The 25,194-nt window shown below is 53.9% G+C and carries 15 protein-coding genes, 4 pseudogenes and 1 riboswitch; of the genes and pseudogenes, 8 read left to right on the forward strand and 11 right to left on the reverse strand.

What is annotated here, in order from left to right; genetic code table 11:
- Positions 1-15 precede the first annotated feature (15 nt).
- The 4 genes and pseudogenes from JCM25354_RS05865 to JCM25354_RS17030 all read left to right on the forward strand — a co-directional run bounded on the left by JCM25354_RS05865 (position 16) and on the right by JCM25354_RS17030 (position 5,338).
- Positions 16-717, forward strand: a complete 702-nt coding sequence (locus JCM25354_RS05865; protein ID WP_025885328.1) for a pirin family protein — start codon at positions 16-18, stop codon at positions 715-717.
- Positions 718-779: 62 nt separating this feature from the next.
- Positions 780-1,046: a metal-sensing transcriptional repressor gene (locus tag JCM25354_RS05870; protein ID WP_025885329.1), complete on the forward strand. Its 267-nt coding sequence runs from the start codon at positions 780-782 to the stop codon at positions 1,044-1,046.
- Between the two features lie 14 nt (positions 1,047-1,060).
- Entirely contained in the window at positions 1,061-2,233 is a 1,173-nt protein-coding gene (locus tag JCM25354_RS05875; RefSeq protein WP_025885330.1) for an efflux RND transporter periplasmic adaptor subunit, read from the forward strand.
- A 7-nt stretch (positions 2,234-2,240) separates the two neighbouring features.
- Positions 2,241-5,338: pseudogene (locus JCM25354_RS17030) on the forward strand (efflux RND transporter permease subunit).
- Here the strand turns inward: JCM25354_RS17030 and JCM25354_RS20605 are convergent.
- Both JCM25354_RS20605 and JCM25354_RS05895 read right to left on the reverse strand, forming a co-directional pair.
- A pseudogene (locus JCM25354_RS20605) lies at positions 5,323-5,702 on the reverse strand (VOC family protein). The pseudogenes JCM25354_RS17030 and JCM25354_RS20605 overlap by 16 nt on opposite strands.
- 132 nt (positions 5,703-5,834) lie before the next feature.
- Positions 5,835-8,372 carry a TonB-dependent receptor plug domain-containing protein gene (locus JCM25354_RS05895; RefSeq protein ID WP_025885332.1) on the reverse strand — a complete coding sequence of 846 codons (2,538 nt, stop codon included), beginning with the start codon at positions 8,370-8,372 and terminating at the stop codon, positions 5,835-5,837.
- A gap of 677 nt (positions 8,373-9,049) precedes the next feature.
- Between JCM25354_RS05895 and JCM25354_RS05900 the strand changes: the two genes are divergently transcribed.
- Positions 9,050-11,119 carry a S46 family peptidase gene (locus tag JCM25354_RS05900; protein ID WP_025885333.1) on the forward strand — a complete coding sequence of 690 codons (2,070 nt, stop codon included), beginning with the start codon at positions 9,050-9,052 and terminating at the stop codon, positions 11,117-11,119.
- 114 nt (positions 11,120-11,233) lie between these two features.
- Here JCM25354_RS05900 and JCM25354_RS17040 read toward each other — a convergent pair.
- Together JCM25354_RS17040 and JCM25354_RS17045 are read right to left on the reverse strand one after the other, a co-directional pair.
- Positions 11,234-12,096, reverse strand: a pseudogene (locus JCM25354_RS17040) (SDR family oxidoreductase).
- A gap of 129 nt (positions 12,097-12,225) precedes the next feature.
- Positions 12,226-13,595: pseudogene (locus JCM25354_RS17045) on the reverse strand (NAD-dependent succinate-semialdehyde dehydrogenase).
- A gap of 196 nt (positions 13,596-13,791) precedes the next feature.
- Positions 13,792-14,002: riboswitch (cobalamin riboswitch) on the forward strand.
- Positions 14,003-14,095: 93 nt separating this feature from the next.
- On the opposite strand from JCM25354_RS17045, the gene JCM25354_RS05915 reads away from it, so the two are divergent.
- Positions 14,096-15,142, forward strand: a complete 1,047-nt coding sequence (locus tag JCM25354_RS05915) for a HoxN/HupN/NixA family nickel/cobalt transporter (RefSeq protein WP_035446834.1) — start codon at positions 14,096-14,098, stop codon at positions 15,140-15,142.
- Between the two features lie 55 nt (positions 15,143-15,197).
- Here JCM25354_RS05915 and JCM25354_RS22280 read toward each other — a convergent pair whose 3' ends face one another.
- The 3 genes from JCM25354_RS22280 to JCM25354_RS17055 all read right to left on the reverse strand — a co-directional run bounded on the left by JCM25354_RS22280 (position 15,198) and on the right by JCM25354_RS17055 (position 20,308).
- On the reverse strand, positions 15,198-17,084 hold the full coding sequence (locus JCM25354_RS22280; RefSeq protein ID WP_243443926.1) for a TonB-dependent receptor domain-containing protein: 1,887 nt from the start codon (positions 17,082-17,084) through the stop codon (positions 15,198-15,200).
- A gap of 34 nt (positions 17,085-17,118) precedes the next feature.
- Positions 17,119-18,156 (reverse strand): TonB-dependent receptor plug domain-containing protein, encoded by a 1,038-nt coding sequence (locus JCM25354_RS22285; RefSeq protein WP_243443927.1) that lies wholly within the window; start codon positions 18,154-18,156, stop codon positions 17,119-17,121.
- 730 nt (positions 18,157-18,886) lie between these two features.
- Positions 18,887-20,308, reverse strand: a complete 1,422-nt coding sequence (locus tag JCM25354_RS17055; RefSeq protein ID WP_025885335.1) for a Hint domain-containing protein — start codon at positions 20,306-20,308, stop codon at positions 18,887-18,889.
- A 1,112-nt stretch (positions 20,309-21,420) separates the two neighbouring features.
- On the opposite strand from JCM25354_RS17055, the gene JCM25354_RS22290 reads away from it, so the two are divergent.
- Entirely contained in the window at positions 21,421-21,699 is a 279-nt protein-coding gene (locus JCM25354_RS22290) for a lipocalin-like domain-containing protein (protein ID WP_243443932.1), read from the forward strand.
- Positions 21,700-21,752: 53 nt separating this feature from the next.
- Here the strand turns inward: JCM25354_RS22290 and JCM25354_RS05945 are convergent, their stop codons facing one another.
- The 4 genes from JCM25354_RS05945 to JCM25354_RS05965 all read right to left on the reverse strand — a co-directional run bounded on the left by JCM25354_RS05945 (position 21,753) and on the right by JCM25354_RS05965 (position 24,373).
- On the reverse strand, positions 21,753-22,826 hold the full coding sequence (locus tag JCM25354_RS05945; protein WP_025885338.1) for an EscU/YscU/HrcU family type III secretion system export apparatus switch protein: 1,074 nt from the start codon (positions 22,824-22,826) through the stop codon (positions 21,753-21,755).
- 89 nt (positions 22,827-22,915) lie between these two features.
- Positions 22,916-23,707, reverse strand: coding sequence for a flagellar biosynthetic protein FliR (locus JCM25354_RS05955; protein WP_025885339.1), 792 nt, complete (start codon positions 23,705-23,707; stop codon positions 22,916-22,918).
- A 41-nt stretch (positions 23,708-23,748) separates the two neighbouring features.
- On the reverse strand, positions 23,749-24,024 hold the full coding sequence (locus tag JCM25354_RS05960; RefSeq protein ID WP_025885340.1) for a flagellar biosynthetic protein FliQ: 276 nt from the start codon (positions 24,022-24,024) through the stop codon (positions 23,749-23,751).
- A 13-nt stretch (positions 24,025-24,037) separates the two neighbouring features.
- Positions 24,038-24,373: a flagellar hook-basal body complex protein FliE gene (locus tag JCM25354_RS05965; RefSeq protein WP_025885341.1), complete on the reverse strand. Its 336-nt coding sequence runs from the start codon at positions 24,371-24,373 to the stop codon at positions 24,038-24,040.
- A gap of 256 nt (positions 24,374-24,629) precedes the next feature.
- Here JCM25354_RS05965 and JCM25354_RS17060 point away from each other — a divergent pair.
- Positions 24,630-25,194 (forward strand): hypothetical protein (locus JCM25354_RS17060; RefSeq protein ID WP_148301415.1); only part of this gene is annotated, 565 nt, incomplete at its 3' end.

A 25,194-nucleotide genomic window follows, 5' to 3' on the forward strand; every position in this document is an offset into this window, starting at 1 on the left:
CGAAAGGTTTTACCCATGATCGACCATCGTCCTTTTGCCTCGCTCGGTCATGCCGATCACGGCTGGCTCAGGGCTGCGCATCATTTTTCATTTTCGAGCTATCATGATCCGGATCGTATGGGCTGGGGGGCGCTTCGCGTATGGAATGACGATGAGATCGCGCCTGACAGCGGCTTCCCAGCTCACCCCCATCGAGACATGGAAATTATCACCTATGTGCGCAGCGGTGCCATTTCGCACCGGGATTCCCTGGGTAATAAAGGGCGAACCGAGACAGGGCAGGTCCAGGTCATGTCGGCTGGAACAGGGATCGTTCATAGTGAGGCCAATCTCGAGAGCGAAACCACAACGCTCTTCCAGATCTGGATTATGCCTGATCGTCGAGGCCATGCGCCCTCCTGGGGTACGCGGCCTTTTCCGGTCGAGGCACGCGACAGTCATCTGGTGACACTTGCTTCTGGCGTTGCGGGTGATGAGGATGCGTTGAAAATCAACGCTGAGGCGCGTGTAAAGGCGGCAACCATCAAGCGTGGCGAGACAATCACATGGAGGCTTGAACATGGGTGGTCAGGTTACGCGGTTCTGGCCTCGGGTGCGGTCAGGCTCGGGGATCTGCCCCTGAAGCCACGAGATGGCGCTGCCATTCGTAATGAAGAACTGCTGACAATCACGGCAGAAGAGGATTCGGAAATCGTGGTGGTGGAGACTGCGAGCTGACTGCTTACTTTCAGGTAGATTAGACTTCCCTATACCCTCCCCCCTAGGGTATAGGGATAAGGATGAGTACCCACAAGCACAAGCAGATTTCTCTCCGGCTCAAACAGGCCCGCGGCCATCTTGAGAGTATTCTCGAGATGATCGAGGGTGACAGAAGCTGTGCCGATCTGGCGCAGCAGATCCAAGCTGTCGAAAATACGCTGCGCAATGCCAAGCGCAGTCTCATCCGGGATCATGTCGAGCACTGCATTGTCGAAGCCATGGCAGATGGTGGCATCACGCGTGAGGATGCCGTGCAGGAATTCGCCCGTCTTGTGAAATATCTTTGACAAGGGAGCGGGCGATGCGGCTCTTTTCTCTTCCGCTTTCCAGAACCGGCATTTTTCTTCTGTTCGGCATTCTGGGCATGCAGGCGGTTCAGGCTGAAGAGGCATGGCATCACGTCTTTGAGCTGTCGCCTGAAGCCCAGCGTAATGAACGTGTCGAGCTTGTCTCTCTGAAACAGGGTCTGCTGTATCATCAGATTACAGCTATGGCTCGCGTTGACGCTGATACGAGCCGTGTGGTCGACATCCATCCGGCTGGCAGTGGCAAGGTCACGGCGGTGCACGTGACGCCAGGCCAACGCGTCCGGCAGGGCGAAGCACTTGTTTCTTATACTGATCACTCGCTGCACGAGCTGCATCTGCAGCGTGAGCAGGTGGTTGCCGCACTGGATTCTGCCCGGGCGGGGGAAGCTCAAGCCAGTTTGCTTTACAAACGCGGTCTGGCCTTGGCCGGAAGTGCGGTGTCAAAGGGAGAGCTCGAACGCAGGCTTATGGTGCTGCAACAGCAGCGTGGGCTTGTTACGGCGCGTCAGGCTGATCTTGCAACGCTCGAGCATCGCCAGACCGAGGAGTTCACCTCGGTGACCGAACGGATCGTGCAGGATGAGGCTTCGGATCTGATCAGCCCGGTCGATGGCGTGGTGCAGGCCGTGCGTACGGCCGTGGCAGCCGATATCACGGCGGGTGATAATCTGATTACGGTTGTGGATCTTTCAAAACTCTGGCTGATCGCCGATCTCTCTTCCGAGGATGCAGCCCAACTCGCGGTCGGGTCTGAGGCGCGGTTCCGTCTGGCCGGGCAGGATAAATCGCCGCTTCTCAAAGCCCGGATCGAGACAATCTCGGGTCTTGCTGATCCATCGACCGGACTTGTCCGTGTCGTCTGTACGCTTGATCATCCGCCAGCCTCTCTCCGGCCGGGCATGATGCTTGATGCGCTTTTTCAGGTGGGTGCAGGTAAACAGGGCGTTATCATTCCCAAAGCAGCACTGCAGGATATTGACGGGCATGATGTCGTGTTCCAGCGCCGTGACGAGACCCATTTTCTGCCTGTTGTGGTGCAGGTCCTCGAGCAGAATGAAGAGGAAGCACTGATTGCCGGGGGGCTGCATGAAGGGGACCGGATCGTGGGAGCGGGCAGTTTTACCCTGAAATCCATGGCATTGCTCTCCACCATGGCGGATGACTGACCGGGCCATGTGGTATTTTCTGCAAGGGAACAAGCTGGCGGTTCTGTCGCTCTGTGCCCTGCTCGTTCTGGCTGGACTGTTTGTTGTGCCCGGTCTGCCTGTCGAGCCAGTTCCCGATATCTCGCCACAGCAGGTACTTGTCTCGGTAACCGCGCCCGGTCTTGCGACTGAAGAAGTTGAGAAACAGATCACCTTCCCTCTTGAGGCCAGCCTGACCGGGCTGCCAGATCTGGTCGATCTGCGCTCTGTGTCGCGTAATGGTGTATCGGTCGTTTACCTTCAGTTCGACGAGCGTTCCGATCTTGATCTGGACCGGGCCCGCGCGAATGAGCGTTTGCAGAAGGCACGCGAAAGCATTGCCGTCCCGGTCAGCATTTCCATGGGGCCGCTTGCGACCGGCATGGGTGAGATCATGCAGATCGAGATCAAGGGGGATAAGCGTTTCTCCCCCCTTGCGCTCAATCGGCTCATGACCTGGTCTGTCGCGCCACAACTGCGTCTTGTGCCGGGTGTGGCTGAAGTCAATGTTAATGGTGGCGCCGAGGAGACCTATACACTTACCCTCGATCCGGCCCGCATGCGCGCCCATGACATTCCGATAGGGCGTATCTATGCCGCCATAGAGAGCAATAACGCGTCGTCAGGTGGCGGGTGGATCGCGCATCAGGCGGAGCAGCAGATTGTCGTCGGGCGTGCCCTTGTCACCTCTCTTGCCGATTTTGCGGCCATACCGGTGATGATGGGCTCCGATGGCGTGGTCCTGCGGCTGCGCGATGTGGGTACGGTGTCTCTGGGAGCCAGATTGCGTCTTGGCGCGGTGACGCGCGATGGCAAGGGCGAAATCGTCAATGGCGTCGTACTGATGCAGAAAGGGGCAAGTTCGAATGCGACGCTCGATGCCATCAGCAAGGCCCTGCCGGATATCCGCCGCTCCCTGCCATCGGGAGTGACTCTCGAACCCTTCTACAGCCGTGCGACCCTGACCGGAGAGACCGTTCATACGATCAAGGAAAATCTCGTTCTCGGGGCGCTTCTGGTCTTTCTGACGCTTTGGGTCGTGCTGGGAAACTGGCAGGCAACGCTTGTGATCATCTCGGTCATTCCGGTGTCGCTCGTGGCCGCCTTTGTCGGGATGCGCTTCTTTGGCATTTCAGCCAATCTGCTGAGTCTGGGCGCAATCGATTTCGGCATGATTGTCGATGGATCGCTGGTGGTAGTTGAGCATCTGATGGTCGAGCGCAGCCGGAACGCCCAGGGTGAAATGCTCGAACATCTTGCCGTTCATACGCTGCGCGCCGTTTTGCGCCCTGTGAGTTTCGCCATTTTTGTTATCATCATGGTGTATCTGCCCATTCTTACCCTTCAGGGGGTGGAGGGACGGATGTTCCGTCCGATGGCGCAAACCATCATCATGGGACTGCTTACCTCGCTTGTTTACTGTTTCGTGGTGGTGCCGGTCCTGTCTGCGCTTGCGCTGCGCAAGGCGCGGCAGGACCGTGAGACGCGGGTCGTCGTGACGTTGCGCGCGATCTATGAGCCTGCGCTTTCATGGTGTGCGTCTCATGCCAAAGCCGTATTCGGGACAACAGCAGCCGTCTTTGTTCTGGCCCTGTTTCTCGCCTCGCGCCTTGGTGGTGAGTTCGTACCTCAGCTTGAAGAAGGGGCGCTCGTCGTTATTTCGATGCGCCTGCCAGTGCCTCTCTTCCGACCGTGCTGTATTCGGCCACGCAGCAGGAACAGATCGTTCGCAGTTTCCCCGAGGTTGAGACGGTAGTGAGCAATACTGGCACATCGGCCATTCCAACCGATCCGATGGGAACGAACGAGACTGACAGCTATATTTTCCTCAAGCCCCGGAATACATGGCGCCCGGGCATGACGCAGGCCAAACTCGTGGCTGAAATGAGCGCAAAGCTGGCCCATGATCTGCCTGACGCTGCCTATTCCTGGACGCAGCCCATCCAGATGAGGATGGACGACATGCTGTCAGGGGTACGTAGCCAGCTCGCCATTTCGATTTATGGTGATGATCTCGCGATGCTGAACCGGCTGGGTGGCAAGCTGGTTGGGATCATTTCCGGTATTCCCGGCGCGGCCGATGTCGCACAGCAGGGCGAAGGTTCGGTCCCTTATCTGCATATTGATGTCAATCGGGATGCAGCGGCGCGTCTGGGCGTGGCTGTGCCGGAGATACTGGCGACGATCGAGGCGATTGGCGGACATATCGGTCGCCCTGTTATTCAGGATAACGCATTGATCCCGACCCAGATCCGGTATCGCGAAGGGGCAACAGCATCTCCCGAGCGGATCGGGGGGTTACAGATTCGTCGTGAGGACGGGCGTGGCTGGGTGCTGCTCAAGGACGTCACGCATATTGCTCTCGAACAGGGCAATGCCCGTATTGACCGGGATTCACTGCATCGACGGGTCATTGTACAGGCGAATGTACGTGGCCGTGACGTCAAATCCTTTGTTGCTGAGGCACAGGAAAAAGTGCTGAAGGGTCTCGCTCTGCCTGCCGGATATCGGCTGAGCTGGACAGGGCAGTTCCGTAATCTCGAATCAGCCACGAAGCGTCTGGCACTTGTGGTGCCCCTCGCTCTGGTCCTGATTTTCGTCTTTCTGATTCTTGCACTTGGCACACCGCGTGCGGCGCTTCTGGTATTCATCAACCTGCCGATTGCCGCGACAGGTGGTATCTACGCGCTGGCGATCAGGGGGCTGCCATTCAGTATCGCGGCCGGTATCGGGTTTATCGCCCTGTTCGGCGTGGCCATTCTCAACGGCGTGGTGCTGGTCAGTCAGATAAGGGAGTTTCGTCTGGCCGGAATGGAGGTTGCCGAAGCCGCATTTTCCGCTGCAAAGGCGCGTTTCCGGCCTGTTCTGGCGACGGCTTCAGTGGCCAGTTTCGGCTTCTTCCCCATGGCGTTTTCGGGGAGTGCCGGGGCAGAGGTTGAGCGGCCGCTGGCTACCGTTGTGATTGGAGGGCTGATCACCTCAACCCTCCTAACTCTCCTCGTTCTGCCATTGCTCTATGCCCGGTTCTTTACTGGCGAACCGTCAGACAAGCCGGAACCGGAGACGCCTGTTCAGCCCATAGGATAGAGGGCGCAGAGCTTGTTGCCTGCGGGATCGCGCAGATAGGCGAGATAAAGCTTGCCGACTGGGGATTCGCGCGGGCCGGGCGGGTTTTCGATAGCGACGCCACCATGGGCAAGGCCGGCCTTGTGCCAGGCATCGACGGCTTCTGCCGATTTGGCCGAAAAGCCGATTGTTCCGCCATTGGCACCGCAGGCTGGAGCCCCGTCGAGCGGTTTGGTAACGATCAGCCTGCCGCCGTCATGGTTATAGAACAGGCGTCCGTTTGAAGCAGCAGATGCGGGTGGACAGCCAGAACACCGAGCGTGGCGTCATAGAAGGCTTTCGACGCGTCGAGATCATTGCTGCCGATCACGATATGACTGAACATGGAATTTCTCCTTTTTATCAAGGCAGATCGCTCTGCGGCGCAGAGGATCATGCCGGTACGCTGATCATGTCAACGTCTGACAGAAGCGGGATTACTGCCCTCGGCCTCGACTGGTCCCGTTTCTGAAGTGGTCTACAGGCTGGCGCTGACGCGGCCGAAATAATATCCGCCGGTGAAGGGGACCTGATTGGAGAACTGATCGTACATCGAGCCACCTGCCGGAACGAGAGTGCCCGGAAGACGACGGGGGCGGACATTGAACACGTTATTGACGCCGATCGACGCATGAACGCGAGAAGTGATCTTGTAGCCGACTTCAAGATCGGTCAGCCAGCGCGGTGTGTTCTTGAACTGGCCAAAGCAGGAGTTGGAGTAGCGCAATGCGCCGCCGCTCGCACAGGTGGCTGAAGCCGGTGTCCAGTCCTGATAGGTCATCATGTTGGTAGTCTCGCCATAGCGGCTCTGGCGAATATTCACATCCCACTTTCCAATGGTCCACAGCGCATTGAGAATGATCTTGCTGCGCGGTGTTGCGGTCGTGATGTAGCCGATCGTCTGCTCATTCAGGAGCGGCTTGCCGATTGTCGAAATGCCGTTGTGATGCAGACGGGTGCGGTTGAGATTGAATGCCGCCATGAGCGCGACATTGCCGTATTCATGCAGATGAAGAAGATAGTCGGCCTTGATATCCAGTCCCTGCGTCCTGGTGCTGGCTCCATTGGAGAGGAAGTAAGCCGAGGAGGCTGCGGCATTGGTCGCTGTAGGCGAGACGTCAAAGCCGAAGGAACGAATGGCGTCGAGCGCCTGTGCTCCACGTACCGTGCCACCCTGAACGATACGATCGCGCAGATTGATCTGATAGACGTCAGCCTCGACATGCAGGCCGCGTACCGGCTCCATCGTAAAGCCTGCACTGGCATTGACCGAGCGTTCCGGCTTCAGCCCCTGGGCACCCAGCGAGCGTGCGGCTGCGGATTCGACAGGAAGCTGCCCGCCGACGCTCCCTGTGCCGGCGAAGATGTTCAGGCGGCTGAAATGAGATTCTTGCAGGGTCGGTGCGCGAAATCCGTTGGCAATTGTACCGCGGAGCGCAAAGCGCTTCGTGAAGTCATAGCGCGCCGAAATCTTGCCGTTTTCCGTATTGTCAGTATCGGTATAATATTCATAACGACCGGCGACATCGATCGAGAGCTTGCGCGTCGGACGGAAGGTGGCATCGACATAGGCCGAGTAGATATTACGATACCAGGTGCCTGCTGATTGCGGCGGAATACCGGCATGTTCCACCGGGCCGCCATCGAGATAGGATTCCGGATTGCCGGAAATGATCTGGTAGGAGTCCAGACGATGTTCTCCGCCGAAAGCAAGGCTGACGGGCATGGACCAGATCTTGAAGCCGCGGCGCAGATCGAGGTTGTTTGTCCACTGCGTGTTCTTCTGGGTGTAATCCCAGAACTTGCTTGGTGAGTAGCCCGTCCGGGCGAGCTCACCAAGATTGACCACGTCGCGGATGCTGATACGCGAATTATCGCCGCCATAGACAGTCGAAAGATTCCAGTCGAAGCCGAACAGGTTTTCACCCTTCAGGCCGAGTTCGGCTGCGTAATCGAGCTCGTCATCGCCTGTGATGGGACGCAGTTCCGAAATGCCGGCAGCGGGTACGACGTAGGGGTATTTATACGCCATCATCTCTGCATGACGATATCCAAGCGTTGCCTGTCCGTAGAGTTCGATCCCGGCTGCCAGAGGCTTTCCGAAATTGAGCGCGAAAGTTTCGCGGGTTTCTTTCGGTGTACTGAGATAATCGGTCTTGCGCCCGCGCCAGCTTTCAGAACCGGGTTTGACGCCGACGAAATAATTCTTCGTATCGGCACCAGCAGGCCAGTAGCCCATCAGTGCATGATCCGGACCCCAGGCAATGGCATGCTGCGTCTGGTAGAACTGTGCGCCCAGATGCACATAGCCGTCCTTGCCGAGCTTGAAGCCTCCATCGGCATCAAGCTGATATTGCTCGCCGCTGCCCAGATAGGCATTGGCACCGCCCTGTGCGCTCAGGTTCAAACCATGGTCTTTTTTCTTGGTGATGATATTCACCACGCCAGCGATGGCATCAGAGCCATACATTGCAGCGGCACCATCCTCGAGAACCTCGATATGGTCGATCATATTGCCCGCAAGCATGTTCAGATCGACACCTGACGAGGCAAACTGGGGGCCGGGCTTTTGCACAATATTGGCTGTGGAATGACGACGCTTGCCATCGACCAGCACCAGTGTCTCATTTGGTCCCAAACCGCGCATCTGAATGGATGAAACCAGAGAATTTGTGTTCGAACCACGCGCACTCATGGTGATTGACGGGTAAGTGCGTGTCAGTGCATTGGCGATATTCAGCTCTCCAGATCGCTCAAGCGTCTTGGAGGAGATCACAACCACCGGACTGATGCTCTGACGTGCCTTGACGTGGCTCTCACGTGTGCCTGTGACGACGACCTGTTCTGTCTCGTCCGAAGCGCTGACAAATTTGTTTTTCTTCGTCAATGCGGTCGTTTTGTCGGCTTTTTTCTGATCGGCTTCCTGCGATGCCGATGCGGCAGCAGCACAAGCCCCAGAGCTTATGAAGGGCGTGCAAGCGGTTGTTGCAACAAAGAACAGGGCAAGTCTTTTCACCGGTCTCTCCGACACGTGTCTGGATGTAACGGGTCGCAAAATTGTTACCGGCATGCCCGGAGTAAAGTTAAGGTTTTATTGCAGTATGTCTTATTATTTCCGGTATTTGATTCAATATTTCTGAAAATTTTATCGTAAAAAAACCGGGGTTCTATTTTTCTGTAAACAATTTCTATCTTGAAATATTTTATAGTATTTGATCGATAGATGTCTCTATTTTATGTACCTTGAATCAAAAATCCTGATAAAATATGATAAGAACAAATGATTTCTGATGTTTTATGCAGGGTGCCATTCTTTGTGCTCCCTGTCTTTTATGCCGAAAACCATAGAATGAATTTGAAACCTTATGTAACTACTTTATGAAGTTCATTTCATTCTTGCGAGAGCAGTTTCTCATTCCGGTTTACAGGGACACCAAGATCTTGTCCCGAATCTGAGGTGTCATGAACTTGTCATGTTTCCTTTGAGCCCGTTTCAGAGGCTTTGGCTTAACATTGCGGTAACGACATAAGTTCTGCCGATTATTCCCCGGAGTCTGGGTAGCGTATGCTGCTGGTGTATCGATCGGGAAAGAGCTCTCTTGCGTCGGTTGCAAATCGGGCCGCGATATGAATTGATACAATGTATCATCATTCAACCGTGAGATCCCGCCCATGGCCTTGAGAAAATCACCCTTGCTGCTGTCTTCCGCTCTGATCGGTGCGTTCGCATTCGCAAGCACCGCCTATGCTGATGAAGGCATGTGGACTTTTGACCATCTGCCCAAGGCTGTCTTGCAGAAGACCTATGGCTTCACCCCCGATACTAAATGGATACAGCATGTCGTGCAGTCTTCGGCACGACTGGCAGAGGGGTGCTCAGCCTCCTTCGTTTCAGGTGACGGTCTGGTTATGACCAACCATCATTGCGCCAATTCCTGCCTGGCGGCCCTTTCTGACCAGAATCACGACTATTTCCGTGACGGTTTCTACACCAAGGTACTTGCCGATGAGCGTCAGTGCCCCGGGATGGAGCTCGATCGTCTCGATACGATGAAAGACGTGTCGTCTCCGGTAGCTGATGCGACTAAGGGCAAGCAGGGGGCTGCTTATGCTTCAGCCCTTCAGGAGGTTGAAAGCAAACTGACCAAAGACTGCGTCGGCGGGGATGATGCCCATTGGCGTTGCGATATGGTGTCTCTCTATCACGGCGGGCAAACGGCACTTTACCGTTACAGGCGCTACAAGGATGTTCGTGTCGTGATGGCGCCGGAGCAGGGCATCGCATTTTTTGGCGGCGATCCGGATAATTTCGATTATCCGCGCTATGACATCGATCTGTCGATGCTGCGTGTGTACGAAAATGGCAAGCCCGTTCATACGCCGTTCCTCCAGTTTGATCCTGCGGGCCCCAAGGCTGGCGATCTGGTCTTTACCTCTGGTAATCCGGGACGCACCCAGCGCGGCCTTCCTGCTGCGGCCCTGGCGTTTCAGCGTGACGTGATCAATCCTACAGTTATTGGGCTCTATTCGGTGCGAGAGGGGATGTTGTGGCAATATGGGCGTGAAAGCGCCGATCATGCCAAACAGGCCGAAAATACACTGTTTGGCGTTCAGAACGCTCTGAAATCCTATTCCGGCACGCAGGCTGCCTTGCAGTCGAGCGATATCGTTGCCCGACGCGCCAAAGAGGATGCAGCGCTTCAGAGCTGGATTGATGCCGATCCCGCCCGAAAGGCCGCCTATGGTGAGCCTTTCAGGGCAGTTGATCAGGCGATTGCTCTCGAGAAAGACCTTTTTGCCCGTAATCTCGCTCTGGGTATGGTTTTCGGTGGAGCTCTCGATAATGTCATGGCCCTTGTCGAGGGCGCACATGAACGCAGCAAGCCGGACGCGAAGCGCCATGCCGGTTTTCATGATGCCCAGCTTGGCGAGATTGAAACGGCCCTTGGTGCAAAAGAGCCATTCTATCCCGATCTTGAAACAGCACTTCTCGCCCTGCGCCTGACGAGCCTGCGCCAGACCGTTGGAGCGGATGACGTTCTTGTACATCTGGCTCTGGGCTCGGATGCACCCGATACCCTGGCAGAAACGCTCATCAAGGGGACCCATATGGGTGATCCCGCAGCACGTCTGGCTCTCTGGAAAGGTGGCCTGGCAGCGGTCGAAGCGTCGAATGATCCGCTGGTCGTGTTCACGCGCAAGCTCTATCCCAGCTATGCCGCACTGCGCGATCGCATGCGTGATGAGGTGGGCGCTCCCCTGCACAAGGCGCAAGGCGATATTGCCCGTGCCCGTTTCGCCCAGGCCAAGGCGGAAGGACGCCTTGATACGCTCTATCCTGATGCAACCTTCTCACCGCGTCTGTCATACGGCACCGTCAAGGGCTGGCGTAAAAACGGAGTCGATGTTGCCCCCTTTACGGATTTCGCGGGTATGTATCGCCACGCAACCGGCAGTGAGCCGTTTGCCCTTCCCAAGCGCTGGGTTGATGCAAAATCCGACCTCAACCCTGACACGCATCTGGATTTCGTTTCGACCAACGATATCGTGGGAGGCAATTCCGGTTCCCCGGTAATCAGCCGTGAAGGCAAGGCGGTTGGACTGATTTTTGACGGCAACCTGCCCAGTCTCGCGGGGGACCTCTATTATGATATCAGTAATAACCGTGCAGTCGCGACAGATACGAGCGCGATTATTGCAGCGCTGAAAACCGTTTATCACGAAGACAATCTGGCTGATGAGCTGATCAGCGGTCATCACTGACCGCAGATTGCGCGGGGCTCTGCCCCGTGCCCCGAAAAGGGGCTAGCCCTTTTCTTCCCGATTGAAGGGGTTCCAAAGGGCGACTGCCCTTTGGCGGAGGTTTGGGGCGAAGCCTCAGATAACCGGTGTACCGCCCGTTACTGCAATGGTGGCGCCGGAGATATAGCTGGCTTCATCACTTGCAAGCATCACATAGGGGGCGATCAGTTCCACCGGCTGGCCGGGGCGACCAAGGGGTGTGTCTGCGCCGAAGACCTCGACATGATCGCCATGCATTGTTGCAGGGATGAGCGGGGTCCAGATAGGACCGGGGGCGACCGTGTTGGACCGGATGCCCTTTTCGCCGAGAAGCTGGGCCAGACCACCACTGAAGTTCTGGATGGCAGCCTTGGTGGCGGAATAGGCAAGCAGGCGGGGCTTGGGACTGTCCGCATTGACCGAAACCGTATGGATGATCGATGAGCCGCTTTTCATATGCGGGACAGCATGTCGTGTCAGACGAAAGGTGGCGCCAATATTGGTCGCAAACGTATCGTCCCATTCGTCTTCGGAAATATCTTCAAGAGCCAGGCGCTCAACCTGAAAGGCTGCGTTATTGACGAGAATATCAATGCGGCCAAATGCCGCAACGGTATCATCGACAACGGATCTGCAGACTTCACGCGATTTGAGATCGCCGGGGAGAAGGAGGGCCCTGCGACCGGCTTTCTCGATCCAGCTTGCTGTCTCTTTTGCGTCCTTCTCTTCCTCGGCGAGGTAGGAGAGGGCGATGTCTGCGCCTTCGCGGGCATAGCCGATAGCAACGGCACGGCCGATGCCTGAGTCCGCGCCAGTAATAAGTGCAATTTTACCTTCAAGACGGCCAGAGCCTCGTAACTGCCTTCGCCGTGATCGGGCAGTGGCGTCATGGCGTCAGTCTGGCCAGGGATACGGTCCTGGAGGGGGGTATCGAAAGGGGGCTTTGGAAAATTTGTCACGGTGAACACCTTCGTGCGGGAGAAGGAAAGAGCGCGGCGCGTGGCCTGCCTGTATTCATCGCGAAAACGTGAGGTTAAGTTTCATGGCAAAGGATATCAGGGAAAATTCCCCGATATCCTCTGGGTCGATCAGGCCGAGCGGATCAGCTTGTGATTGATGAATTCCTCGATCCCGTTCGAGGAGAGTTCGCGACCATAGCCGGAGTTCTTGACGCCGCCGAAAGGCAGTTCGGGTGCGGTGCCGGTCGGTTCGTTGATATAGACCATGCCGGTTTCGATGCGTTCGGCCAGCTTGCGCCCACGCTCGACATTGCTGGTGTGAACTGAACCGCCCAGACCGAAAGGCGAGTCATTTGCCAAGCAACCGCAGCGTCCTCATCGGCTACAGGATAAACAATGGCCACCGGGCCAAAGATCTCCTCGTAGAAGATGGGATTGTCTTTCTTGACCCCGGTCAGAAGTCCGGCCTGCATGAAGAAGCCGTCGCGGTCCAGCTGCTTGCCACCGGTGACGAGCGTGGCACCGTGGGAAACCGCTTTCTCAACCTGGCTCAAAGCAAGCTTCATGGCATTTTCGCTGCTCATCGGCCCGTGGGTTACACCTTGTTCAAGCGGGTCACCGTAACGGAACTCGGCAAGCGCATCCGAGAGGCGGCGGACGAATTCATCAGCAAGTGATTCATGGACAATCATGCGCTTGGCAGCGGTGCAGACCTGTCCATTGTTGGACATGCGGCCTGCAACGGCGTTGGGAATGACTTCATCCAGATTGGCGTCATCGAGGACGATGAACGGATCTGAGCCGCCAAGTTCAAGCGTGGTCTTTTTGAGCGCCTTGCCGGCCTGTGCAGCAACGGCGCTGCCTGCACGCTCACTGCCTGTCAGGGCCACACCACGCACTTCAGGGCGGGCGATTAGTTCCTCGGAGACATCGTTATCGATGAAGAGATTGGTCCAGGCCCCTTTTGGAGCCCCGGCTTCGAGCAGCAGGGCTTCGAAGGCAAGTGCGCATTGCGGCACGCCGGGAGCGTGCTTGGCAAGGACGACATTACCCGCCATGAGGTTGGGACCAGCGACACGGGCGAGCTGATAATAGGGGAAATTCCATGGTTCGACGCAGTAGATGACGCCGAGTGACTGGCTCAGCACAGTAGCACGGCCCGTGGCGACCTCGATTTCACGTGGTGCAAGGAATTTCTCTGCATTCTCGGCATAGTAACGCAGGATATGGGCCGAGAGCTCGGTTTCAGCGATTGATTCCGATAGTACCTTGCCCATCTCAATCGCAATCAGGCGCGCATATTTCTCTTTGTTCTGTTCAAGGATCTGAGCAGCCTTAGCGAGAATGGCCTTGCGCTCATCAAAGCTGCGATGGCGCCAGTCACTGTTGTAGAACTGGTGTGCAGCCTCGAGTTTCTCGAAAGCCTGAGCCTTGGTATGCAGCTCGAATTCGCGTTCCGTCTTGCCCGTCGCTGGATTAATTGTCCGGTACATACTCATTGCTGTTGCTCCTTTTCGGGGATCATCCTGCCCAGAGTCAGGTGATCTGCATGGTCTAACAAGAACGTAGCGACGTGATGGTTGCGTGAAATGTAACTAAAGAAAACGCTTCAAAATGGTAATCTGCGCTATCTGGAAAAGAGAAAACATGGTCTGAGTATATGAACAGACTTGGCTTTAGAGCCTGCAAGTGGTTACGTTCCTGCCTGTCGAAGGTCTTGCGCAAGCAAGTGAAAAGGGAATGTCGAATGAGCTGGCTGATCCGGTGGATCGGGCTCCAGGCGGCAGCTGTCCCCGCAACTGTGAACGGCGAGTTCCTGCTCAGGCCACTGGGATAGTGCTTCCCGGGAAGGCGCAGGACATGAAACCCCGTGAGCCAGGAGACCTGCCTTCGTCTGTTTTGCAAGGGCGACCGGACGGGAAAATTCGGCTGCCGGAGAAGCGACCTTGGATTTCTTATTCCTCCTGCCTCTGACTGATGTACACAGGGATCGACGATCATGATCCGATATGCCTCGCCAATCGGGAGATCGTCAGAGCGTCTGAAGCTACGTATCATGCTTCTTGGTGTGAGTCTGGTTCTGGCCAATCTCATGCTCTGGGTCTGGAGCTTCATGTTGTTGCGCGATAAACCGCTTCTGTTGGGAAATGCGCTGCTGGCTTATGGTTTTGGATTACGGCATGCTGTTGACGCCGACCATATTGCCTCGATCGACAATGTGACACGCAAGTTCATCCAGATGGGGCGTCAGCCGCTTCTGACAGGGTTCTGGTTTGCCATTGGGCATTCCTTGATTGTCGTATTGGCAGCGCTTGGCACAGCGTTGCTCTCCCAAGCCATGCAGTCTCGTTTCGAGGCCTGGCGCAATGTTGGCAGCATTGCGGGCACACTGATCTCGGCCGGTTTTCTCTTTGCACTGGCAATCACCAATTTTATCGTATTGCGTGGAGCATGGCGTGCCTGGCGTCACGTGAAAGCCGGTGGTGCGATAGAGGAAATCGATATTGACGCAATGCTGAGCAGGGGCGGTATACTGGCGCGTCTGCTGATGCCCCTGTTTCGTCTGGTCTCTCGCAGCTGGCATATGATCCTGCTCGGATTTCTCTTCGGGCTGGGTTTTGATACTGCGACTGAAGTCTCTTTGCTTGGGCTTTCAGCTTCACAGGCAAGTCAGGGGATATCACTTGCCACAATCATGATTTTTCCGGCTCTCTTTGCGGCTGGTATGGCGCTGATCGATACCGCCGATGGTGTGCTGATGCTGGGGGCGTATCGATGGGCCTTTGTCGATCCGCTCCGCAAGTTACGCTACAATATCATCATTACACTGATTTCGGTTATCGTGGCTGTTGGCATTGGCAGTATCGAAACACTGAAATTACTGGGCGACAAGATCGGCTTCGAGGGGCGTTTCTGGCGTCTTGTCTCTTTTGTCAGCGATAGTTTCAACCAGATTGGCTTCATAGTGATCGGGTTATTCGTTCTGGCCTGGATGTTGTCTCTTGTCTTTCATCGTGTTGAGAAAAGGCGCCAAGGTCAGGGCTAAGGCTGCTGTGCTTCTCGTTCTTCCCGGGGATAATGCAAGTACAAACGCCTGACTTTCAGAAGCTGGCGCCGATACGCATCTGAAAGCTGCGTCCGATCAGGGCTTCATAATAACGGGTAATGTTGTAGATTCCTGCATCTCTGGGGAGTGCGTCAGTAACATTGTTGATTACGAAACTCGTCGAGAGATTTCTGGTGACTGCATAGCCAAGCGATAGATTGAATTGGGCAAAAGCAGGACGTTTATTGTGCTCATAACGTATTGAGGGAACCTGCAACATGAACTGGCTCGGCCCGTACCACATTGTCTGCCATTGTGCGGTCAGGGCGCCACTCTGCCAGGTGGTGTTGAGTGTGAAATTATCTTTGGGCGAGGCGGTGCTTCCGGCAAGAGCATAAGTGCTTGAAAGATAGCTCTGCTGGCTTTTCAGGTAATGAACGTAATTACCTTGCAGGTTAAGTGTGCCTGATTCTTCGGAGAAACCGAGGCGTTTGAGAGGAAGAACGTAATCGATTGTGGTCTGGAGTGCCTGTGTCTCGTAACTGGAAATATTATAATAACCTGAATCGAATGAGCTGATCTGGCCCGAAGAATCTCGGCTGAATGTTGAGCAAAAGATATTGCTTGGATAATTGGTTGAATCATAACAGGCATCAAGCAGATTGCTGGCGCTCAGATAGGTGATCGCATTGGCAACCCTGACATCCACAAAAGAAGTCTTCAGGTCGAAGTCACGGATAAGGTGGGGACGGAATTCGAGACTTCCTGTATAGCTCTTTGAGTGTTCATTTTGCAGATGCACATTACCGCCCGCTGTGCCAGGCAGGGAATAGGCATTGAAATTCGAGATAAAAGGCTGGGTCAGACCGGCCTTTGCGCAATTGGCAGCGCGCCGGGCCGGATTGGGTCCGGAGGAGACACCGACATCGGAACAGGGATCAACACCACTCTCATAGGTTGAGGCGCGTGGTGAATATAGTTCGCCGACAGAGGGGTTGCGTACTGAAACGGCATAGTTGCCGCTCAAGCCGAAATCACGCATTGGCCACCAGGATGCCCCGACCATATAAGTCCAGTAAGGTCCGGTAATGCTGTTATACGTCAGACGTCCATTGGCTGTGAGAGACAGATGATAGGCTCCCGGCACCTGCATGGACGGAGAAACAAGGGGAATATCCAGTTCGCCGAAGCCCTCATGAGTATGATAGGCGCCACCTGTTGCAGGAATAACGGCATCGTTCCCATATTGCAGTACGGTACCGTCTGTCTGTTTCCATCCGCTGAGATAAGTACCCGGATCGAAATGGTAGGCCTCACGACGATGTTCATAACCCAGGTCCCAGCGTATATCTCCGGCTGGCAGTCTGAATATTGTTGATCTGATTTCGGCTTGCAGATCGCGTTGACTGTTACGGTTCGTTGATCGTTCAACCGCTGTTACATAATCGCGAGCGGCCGGTGTCATCTGGTTGTAGCCAAACGGGTTGAGCGGAGCACAGATACTGCTGCGCGTGGCAATTGGCGCATTTTCGTAGCCGGCAGCGCATTGGATTGTACCATCGGTTGTCTCTACCGCATTGAGTGCATTGACCAGATTGGGCACGACCAGAGCAGGTTCGGTTGTTACATTGGTGTAGCGTGAATATTCGCCGCGCAATGTCCAGTTGAAGTGACGTCCCAGCATCCCGAAATCGCCTCGCAAACCACCCTGAAAACGATACATCTGCAGGGTTGTGCGAAAATAGCCTGTATCGAGATCCTGATTGAGACGGTTCAGATAGAACTGATTGGTCGGCAGGCCATTGGCTGCAAGAGCCTGTTTGATAGTTGTCCGCTCCGCACTGGTCAGATAGGGATTATCGGTACTGAGCGCGAGAGGGCCGTTCGTCACACCATCCGTGAAATAGCTGCTGTTTTGTGAACCGGTGATGTTGGGTGTCAAAGCATTGTCAAAAGACGTGCTGCTCCACATGCCGTCACCTACAAGGTTCTCTGAACTGCCTCTGGCGTACCAGCTGCCATGTGGCGTGGAGGTGATCGGTCAGATCATAATGGCCAAGTAGCGTAAGATTGAGTCTGTCTGAAGGAGTACGGATCGGAATGTAATTGCGAAGCGCTATACCATCACCCCCAATGCCCAGAACGTTATCGCCTTGCAACAGGGTGCCGCTATTGAAGGGAACAAGGGTTTGTCCATTGCCGCTGAACACGAGGGGAGTACCGGCCGTATTGGCAATCCCGGCATTGGCCAGTCCCGCATAAGCCGATCCATAGACACCTCCATAGACAGGCAAGTCACCATAATTTCCGGTCAGGGTTGGCATGCCGGTGAGGGTGCTCTGGATATAGCGCGTCCCTGACCCCGGGACGAAACTATAGGGCGTGTTCTGACCAAGCGCGGCGCGATGGTAGATGACTGCGTTTTCACCAAAACTGTCAGGCCGGTCACTGGCAAGCATGCCGGCCTGACGACGATATTCGACATCGAAAACCAACCCGCCCCGATCATGATCAAAACTGGTGCCTGCCTTCAAAGCAATTTTTTCCGCGGCATTATCCAGTTTCTGCGACCAGTCCCCCTGCGCATTGAGCGATACACCCTTGTAGTGATCATCGAGTTCGTAATTGATTACCCCGGCCACGGCGTCAGCACCATAAGCGGCGCCAGCGCCACCGAGACGTGTATCTATGGTCTTGATCAGTGAGGTTGGGAGCGCGCTTATGTCGACTTGGGAGCCAGGGCCGACACCATAGATCGAGGCGGATGCACCGCCGCCCATACGCATGCCATCAACCAGGGTAAGCGTGCGCTGTGACCCCAGATTGAGCAGGCTTACAAAGGATTGACCGGCTCCGAAACTGTTTTGTGTTCCTATAGGAGAATTATCGCCCACACTTATCGCCGGATTTTCGCGTAACAGGGCAAGCCCCAGATCGAGATAGCCCCGGCGCTGCAATTGGGCGGCGTCGAGAGTGGAGCCCGCCATAACATTTGTCAGGCGAGACTGGGTCAACCGGGTTCCGGTGACGTAAATTGTCTCGCTTGTCTGAGGTAATTCGGGTGTGATTTTGGCGAGGAAGGAAGATCTCGCGCTGGTGCCGGGCGAAGAGGGGCCAGGTTGAGTTTTGGAGTGTTGTATCGTCTTGGTGTGTAGCGCTTCTGGCTTTGGCGCTTGGCTGGCTGACGCTGAAGAAAAAGAGGTGATGCAGCATCCAAGGAGAAAGGAAACAAACGTAAGAGTTCTCTTTCTGTGATCATCCTGGGGTGTAACTGTTCCAAGGAGGATCATTGGGTTCGGCCTTACCTTCGTGCTGGGATCCGAAGGCACTCCTATTCCTTATCCTTCGTGGAGGAAAACCAGTGTTTTCCTCCTGCTACAGGAATGGCATTTCATGTGGCATAATCATCACGGTTCTACGCTGGCTCTAAATATTTACGAGGGGACGTTAATAAAAAAGTAACCATTGCAGCCGGTTCAGGAACATACTTTGTGGCGATCTGTCCCGTTAAAATGGTGGTGTTGTGATTCTTAAAACAGCTACTCGCCATAAAACCGCTCCGATTAGCTCGGGTTGCGCTGGCTGCCCGGTGAATTTTGTATGTCGCTTCTCTGCCTGATGTGATGATCAGGAATAGTCTACTAATGTTGTTCCTAGAGACGCAAAATTCCGGGCTTCTGATGCTTGAAGCAGATATGATGGTCTATAATTCTGCTTCAATATGAAATCAAATAATGAATTTATTTATGCAGCATCAGAAAAATCATTAATGAAATAGTCAAATTTCACGGAAGGAGATTTGTCTATTATCTCTATGATGATAAAATCTATCTCATATTCTCCTATATTGATAAGGCGCGCATTTCCGTTCGTCCACCTTTTGTTTTGCTGCTCTATGGAGTGCCAGCCATTTATTTCCTGCTCTTCGAGATGGTCTGTATAAGTGATGACCTTATTGGGTGTTATGATTGTGATTTCACCTACCAAGAGGCCAAGGTTCCTTCTGTCGTCAATAAATGGCCCCAGAAATTCAGAAGGTTTGCCGCTGACAGATGATATGAACAGATCATCGTATTTGTCATGCACCTCGAAGATATAGCGGTTTCCTTTTATGATTGATGAGAATTTTTTCTTTCCCGTTTTGTCGGTGATATATGGCTCTGAAGGAGAAACAGTTTTTCTTCTCTGAAGAGGCGCATTCAATTCATCAGCTCGTGTTGAAAACCGTTTATACAGAGGCTCAACGAATGCCTGATCTGTCTGCAGGGGAGCTGCGGCGTCGATCTGCCATGATTTGAAGTGTTCTGATGATTTTCCCTCTGAAAAGGAGAAAACTGCTTCATCTGTATGGAGATAGCTCTCAGAGAACATGCCATCTGACTGGATTACAGAGTGCTCTGGTAATTCTATATGAAAATATTCATACTTATCATAACTCGTATCATAATATATACTTCTGTCATTGACCAGCATTCTGACGGGGACAAAGCAACCTTCCAGATAGACACAGTGTTCCGGGGTTAGCAGACAATCCTTGAAAGGAACATTTTCTGCAAAAGCATCTTTTATTATCCTTACCGGTGTTTTTTCCATATTGTCTTCGGTATGACTGCTGCGTAATTCGCCCTTGCCAACCCACTGGATTTTCTGCGTAATTGCTTCTCCCGCATGATTGAAAACAAGAATATCCATTCCAGGAAGCATGTCTTCAACGGCGATATGTCCTGAGGGCGTTGAGATCATCGTCCCTCTCAGAAAGCATTTTCCACTCCATCGAATAGCATTATCATAGGCGAAATAAAGAGAATCATAGTCTGAAGTCCCTGAGGAACCCGGTATTTCAGCGCTGATGTTGTTGGTTATCGGATTCTGAACGGTCCATTTGTAGTTCTCAGCAGGAAAACTGGGGTCAACAAGGATGAAGGGCTGGCCGCCTACATCGAGTATGACGCCCTTCTGGATATCTCCTGTAGGGTCACCTCCCCAGGTCCAGGCATTTTTGTACGTATATGTTGTGGCGCCTATCTGGAAGCCGCCCTTGATATATGTAACACTTACAGTCTGGAATTTTAATCCGGGCCCCTGTTCATAGGGAGCATTTGCAAGAACATAGAGCTTTAAAGTGTAAGTGCCGGATGTTGGCAAAGTGCCTGGCGAAAAAGGCATTGTAGACACTCCATGAATGGAAGAAATTATAAGATTATTTCATTGAAACGATCTATGATTAATAAATAAGATCTATACAAACTTATTTATTTCAAGTAAAAAAAATTAATTTCATACATAAATAATATATCGCCAATCTGGTTGGCTTGTTTATTCGAGACTATTACAAACATCGAAATTCGTTGGTTTTTCTTTTGGTACGGTGAGTAAATCACCTGTGACCAATCTATTGCGCTTCTCTGAGTTGGAAAACAGAATTGGAAGATCTCATGTTGTTACGTATGAAAAATTCAGATGGAATGTAACGATTGTGGCATGAAAACCCCAGAATCCTAAAATATGGGATTGTCGAGGATTTTTGTCGAACTCAGCGATGATTCGCACGTGTACCGCATACGGTGGTGCAATCATGACTGCCGCTGGGGAAAGCCCGTTATGAATATCCTCGTTATCATCGTGATCGTTCTTCTGCTTCTGGGCACTTTTGGTGGCTATGGTGGCTGGTATGGCACAGCCTGGACCGGTTATGGCGCCGGCAGTGGCGTGGGCTGATCGTTCTGGTTCTGGTCATTCTGATTCTTCTGGGAAGAGTTTAGCAGACTGTTTTTCCGGCGGATTCTCTCTTCCGCCGGACTCCCTGCTCATAAGATACCTTTTCTACGTCCATGAATGGACAATTCTGAACTTGTGACTTCGGATTCATGAAGAGGCCAAAAAGCTGCCAATAGTTTTTTCCTCATGGCAGGCCTGCTCTCTTGGTACTGGCATGTGGTTCTGACATCTGCTTATTTCTCTCCCCCCGATTCGGGTTGCGCTGCGGTCCTGCCTTTCTCAGGATACTTCGTGAGTTTTCAGATGCTGGGGCAAGGAGTCGTTGCGTGCCAAGTGACGGCAATCATATATCTGGGCAGGACTAATGGCAGACGAGACGACTGAGGAATACGCACTGACTGGTGATCTGACGGGCGAGGCCCTGCGCCAGGCCCTGATCGGCACTTGGAACTTGTCTCGTACAGCGTCGAGGAGCGGGATACAGCCTGTCTTGTTCCCGCTATGGGTGAGGCTCGCGCGGAAGGGTTATCTTTACCTCAGATGGCTGGGTTGCGTTCAATCTGGAAGGAGAGGGCAGGGTTCCTGCTCACACTGATGAGGATCGTGCAGCTCTGCTTCAGACGCTTGTCTCTTATATCGGGCGCTTTCGTATTGAAGGAAATGCCTGGATTACCCAGATCGAAACAGCCTGGGTACCTGAATGGGTCGGCTCCGAACAGAAGCGTTTTGTTTCCATCATTGACGATATTGCCAATGTTACCACGCCGTGGCGTCATATGCCCAACTGGGCTCCGGACAAGCTGACCAGAAGTCTGATCCGTTTTCGTCGGATCGTATGACTCTCCGCTTTGTCAGAGCGTTTCAATGAGATCTGTACAGGGTAACGCTGATTTCAGGCTCTCGACCGGGGGGTCTTGAGCTTGATTACATAGGCAATGATCGCTGCAACAGGTTTGAAGAACTCCTGCGGGATTTCAGTGTCCAGTGGGAGAGCATAGAGGCCACGCGCCAGAGGTGGGCTGTTGACGACGGGTACTTTTGCATCCTGTGCGGCTTCCCTGATGCGTGCTGCAAGTTCATCTGTTCCTTTTGCAACGATCCTGGGGGCAGCAGCTACGGAACTCTCGTAGGAGAGGGCGACGGCATAATGGGTCGGGTTGGTAATCACCACTGTGGCCTTGCGGACAGACTGGATCATGCGATGACGGGCGCGCCGCATACGGATCTGATGCCGTTTCGCCTTGATCTTGGGATCTCCGTCCTCCCGCTTGGTTTCATCCTTGATGTCCTGATGGCTCATGCGGAGTTTCTGTATCCGGCTGTGTCTTGTCCAGAGCTCGTCGAGACCGGCAATGAAGGCCTGAACCAGAAGAATGATGAGCGTTGCGTAAGTGAACCAGGAGATGAGCTCGTAGGTCAGTCTACGCACTGTCCACCTTTCCGCCTCTGGGGCGACGTTCAATGTCCCCGAAGCGATGACGTAAAGCACGATGCCGAAAACCAGGAATTTCATCAGGCTCTTGAACAGTTCGATCAGATTCCGAAGGCTGAAAACGCGCTTGAACCCGTTGAATGGTGAAAGTCGCGTCAGGTCAGGTATCAGAGCCTGAGGACGAAACAGGAACTGCGTCTGGAACATGCTGAAAGCAATTACAGTGACGAGGCTCACCAGCACCAAGGGAGCCATGAGCAGAAATCCTTCAGTCATTGCCTGACGGATAACAAGACCGATTGAAGCCATATCGTCAATCGGCGTGGAAAAATGTTCGATGAGACCATGCATGTGTGCCACGAAACGCACTGCCGCACTGGCGCCCACAATAGAAAAGACAGCAAGAAAGGCACCCAGTACGAGAAGCATCTGGGTTTCGCGCGATTGGGCAACATTGCCGTCTTCACGTGCCTTGGCAAGGCGTCGTCCCGTCGGAGCCTGTGTACGATCTTCGCTACTGCCGTCTTCAGCCATCAGATGACCCCGTCGCTCTGATAAACATGCCGCTTGCTGGCTGTGTCATATGATCGCCCCAGACGCTGCGGAGCGATGCGAGCTGTTGTTCAGGGCCGGGCATGCAGCCCAGGCAATGCTGATAGCGTTTCCTGCATACGTTCCTGCCAGACACCTGTGATGACCTGAATCAGTAGGGCAATCAGGAGTACTCCACCCAGAAGCTGTGCAGGCATGGCTATACCATAGACCTGTATGGACGGCATCAGCCGGTTGAGGACACCGAGCAGGGCAGGCCACAAGGTTCCAATCAGAACAAAAGGCGCAGCATATTGAAAGCCGAGCTTGAAGCTGAGAGCTGTTGTTGTGACGATTGCCTTGGCCATATCATCAAGCAGGAGGGGACGTCCTGGCGGGAAGACATCATATGAGCCGGTCAAAGCTGCAAGAGGCAGGATATAGAGCCCGGTCGTAAGGAACAGGACTGGGATCAGAAAAGACGCGAGATGGCTGATGGCTGTGCTTGAAGCGCCAAGATCGGGATCGGGCTGGAGAACGCTTGCCAGCCCTGTAAAAGTCGAAATGAGTTGCATGGCAATCACAAGAGACATCGAGAGGAGTCTGGCGATCAGGCCGATGAAAATTCCGATCAGGAGTTCTTCACCAATAGTGATAATCAGCAATGCCGGATTTGCAAGGACAGGCGCTGGGACAGAAGAGAGATGTGTCTGTACGATCGGCATGACGAGAAGTGATACGGTCAGGGCGATTCCTGCCCGGACGATCATGGGCGAAGACGTTTCGCCAAAACCGGGCGCCGTCATGATCAGAGCGCTCACACGACATAGTGTAAGAACGAACACATAGCAGAGCGTAGGAAGGAGGACCGGAAAATCATTCATGATTGCGGTTCGCTCCTATAGTCTCATGGCATGAGTCTGCGTCATGATCCTCCGGCGATGACCATCTGATCAAAGATGAGCATGGCGTAGCTGTGCAGCGTCGCGTAGAGGAAAGAACTTGTCAGCATCAATGCGGCAGTGGCGGCAATGAATTTGGGAACAAACGAAAGCGTTGCTTCATTGACCTGTGTGACGGCCTGAAACAGGGAAATCAGGATACCGGCCGCGAGAGAAGCCAGAAGTGACGGTGCCCCCATCTTTACCGCAACGAAAAGACTTTGCTGCAAGATTTCATGGATATCAACAGAGGGCTGCATTGTATTGCAGTGATCAGACCGACATCTTCATAATGTCCTGATAGGCCTGTACAAATCGGTCGCGGACGGTGGTAACGGTCTGAAGCGTCAGTTTGGCTTCGGCAACCGACGTAGCAATATCGGTCAGATCGCCACCACCGGAAAGGCCTGTAGCGGCTTTTGTTTCAGTTGATTTTCCAGTTTCGATGGCGTTCTTCATGGCATCGCCCAGCACATTGCTGAAGCTGGTGATGTTATCCTCACCTGTCTCGTTCCTGCCAGCCTCATTAATGCCCGTCTGCAGGGTACGTTGTGTCTGGCCGTAAGCATTCAACGCATCGAAACTGCGGGTCGTAACGTCGCTGATCATGAGCCTGCACCAAATGAGGTCTGGATGGAGGCGATAGAGCATCTCGCCTTGTGGCGCTGTTCGTAACGTGATCCTCTGTGTCGGGCAAGATGTTTCGGTTGCGGTAAAAAAAAATAGAAAAAACACGCTTCGGAGCCCTGCTGGAAACCAATTTTAAACCTGGTCTGTGCAAGAGGCCTTACTGTCCGGGCGTGTTTGCAATACGTTTCTGTCATCAGGTTTGAAACATGGCTGCAAGGGGGCTCGAGTGCCGGACATGTGTAGTTTATCCACCAGAGCCCGGTTTGGTGTCAGTGCTGTCGTCTTCTGTTCCGGGCTAGGTGTGGCGCCTCTTTCTGCTGCATTTGCGGCATCAGGTGAGGGCGCAGTCTATCAGGGAAACGGAGACAGTATCCGATGCCCATCAGGCATTGTGCGTATTGCTGAAATACAGGCATTTGTCCAGAATTCACGATCGCAGGCAGAGTCGCAGATTATTGGATCGGCTTCCACGGAAGTCTGTTCTGATAACGAGACAAAATATATTGATATTGTAACCCATGGGGCGCCGGATGACAGTGTCAATACTGGTCAGCTAGGTCAGAGATCGGGAGTGGATGGGTCAGTTCAGGTTCATGGGCGCACAGCCCGTCTGAATGCGAATGTCTATATTCCCCTGAACGACGCCGATTATACGCAGTGTTCACGTCAGGACGATAATGGACAGGATGGTACTTGCAAGCCGCACGGGCAAGTGGTCAGTTTCACTGGTAACTGGGTTTTTTCACTGGGGAAATGGAAAACATTCCGTACTGGAACCGACTCAGCAGGCAACCCCGTAG

The sequence above is a fragment of the Asaia prunellae JCM 25354 genome, assembly GCF_000613885.1.
GTDB lineage: Bacteria > Pseudomonadota > Alphaproteobacteria > Acetobacterales > Acetobacteraceae > Asaia > Asaia prunellae.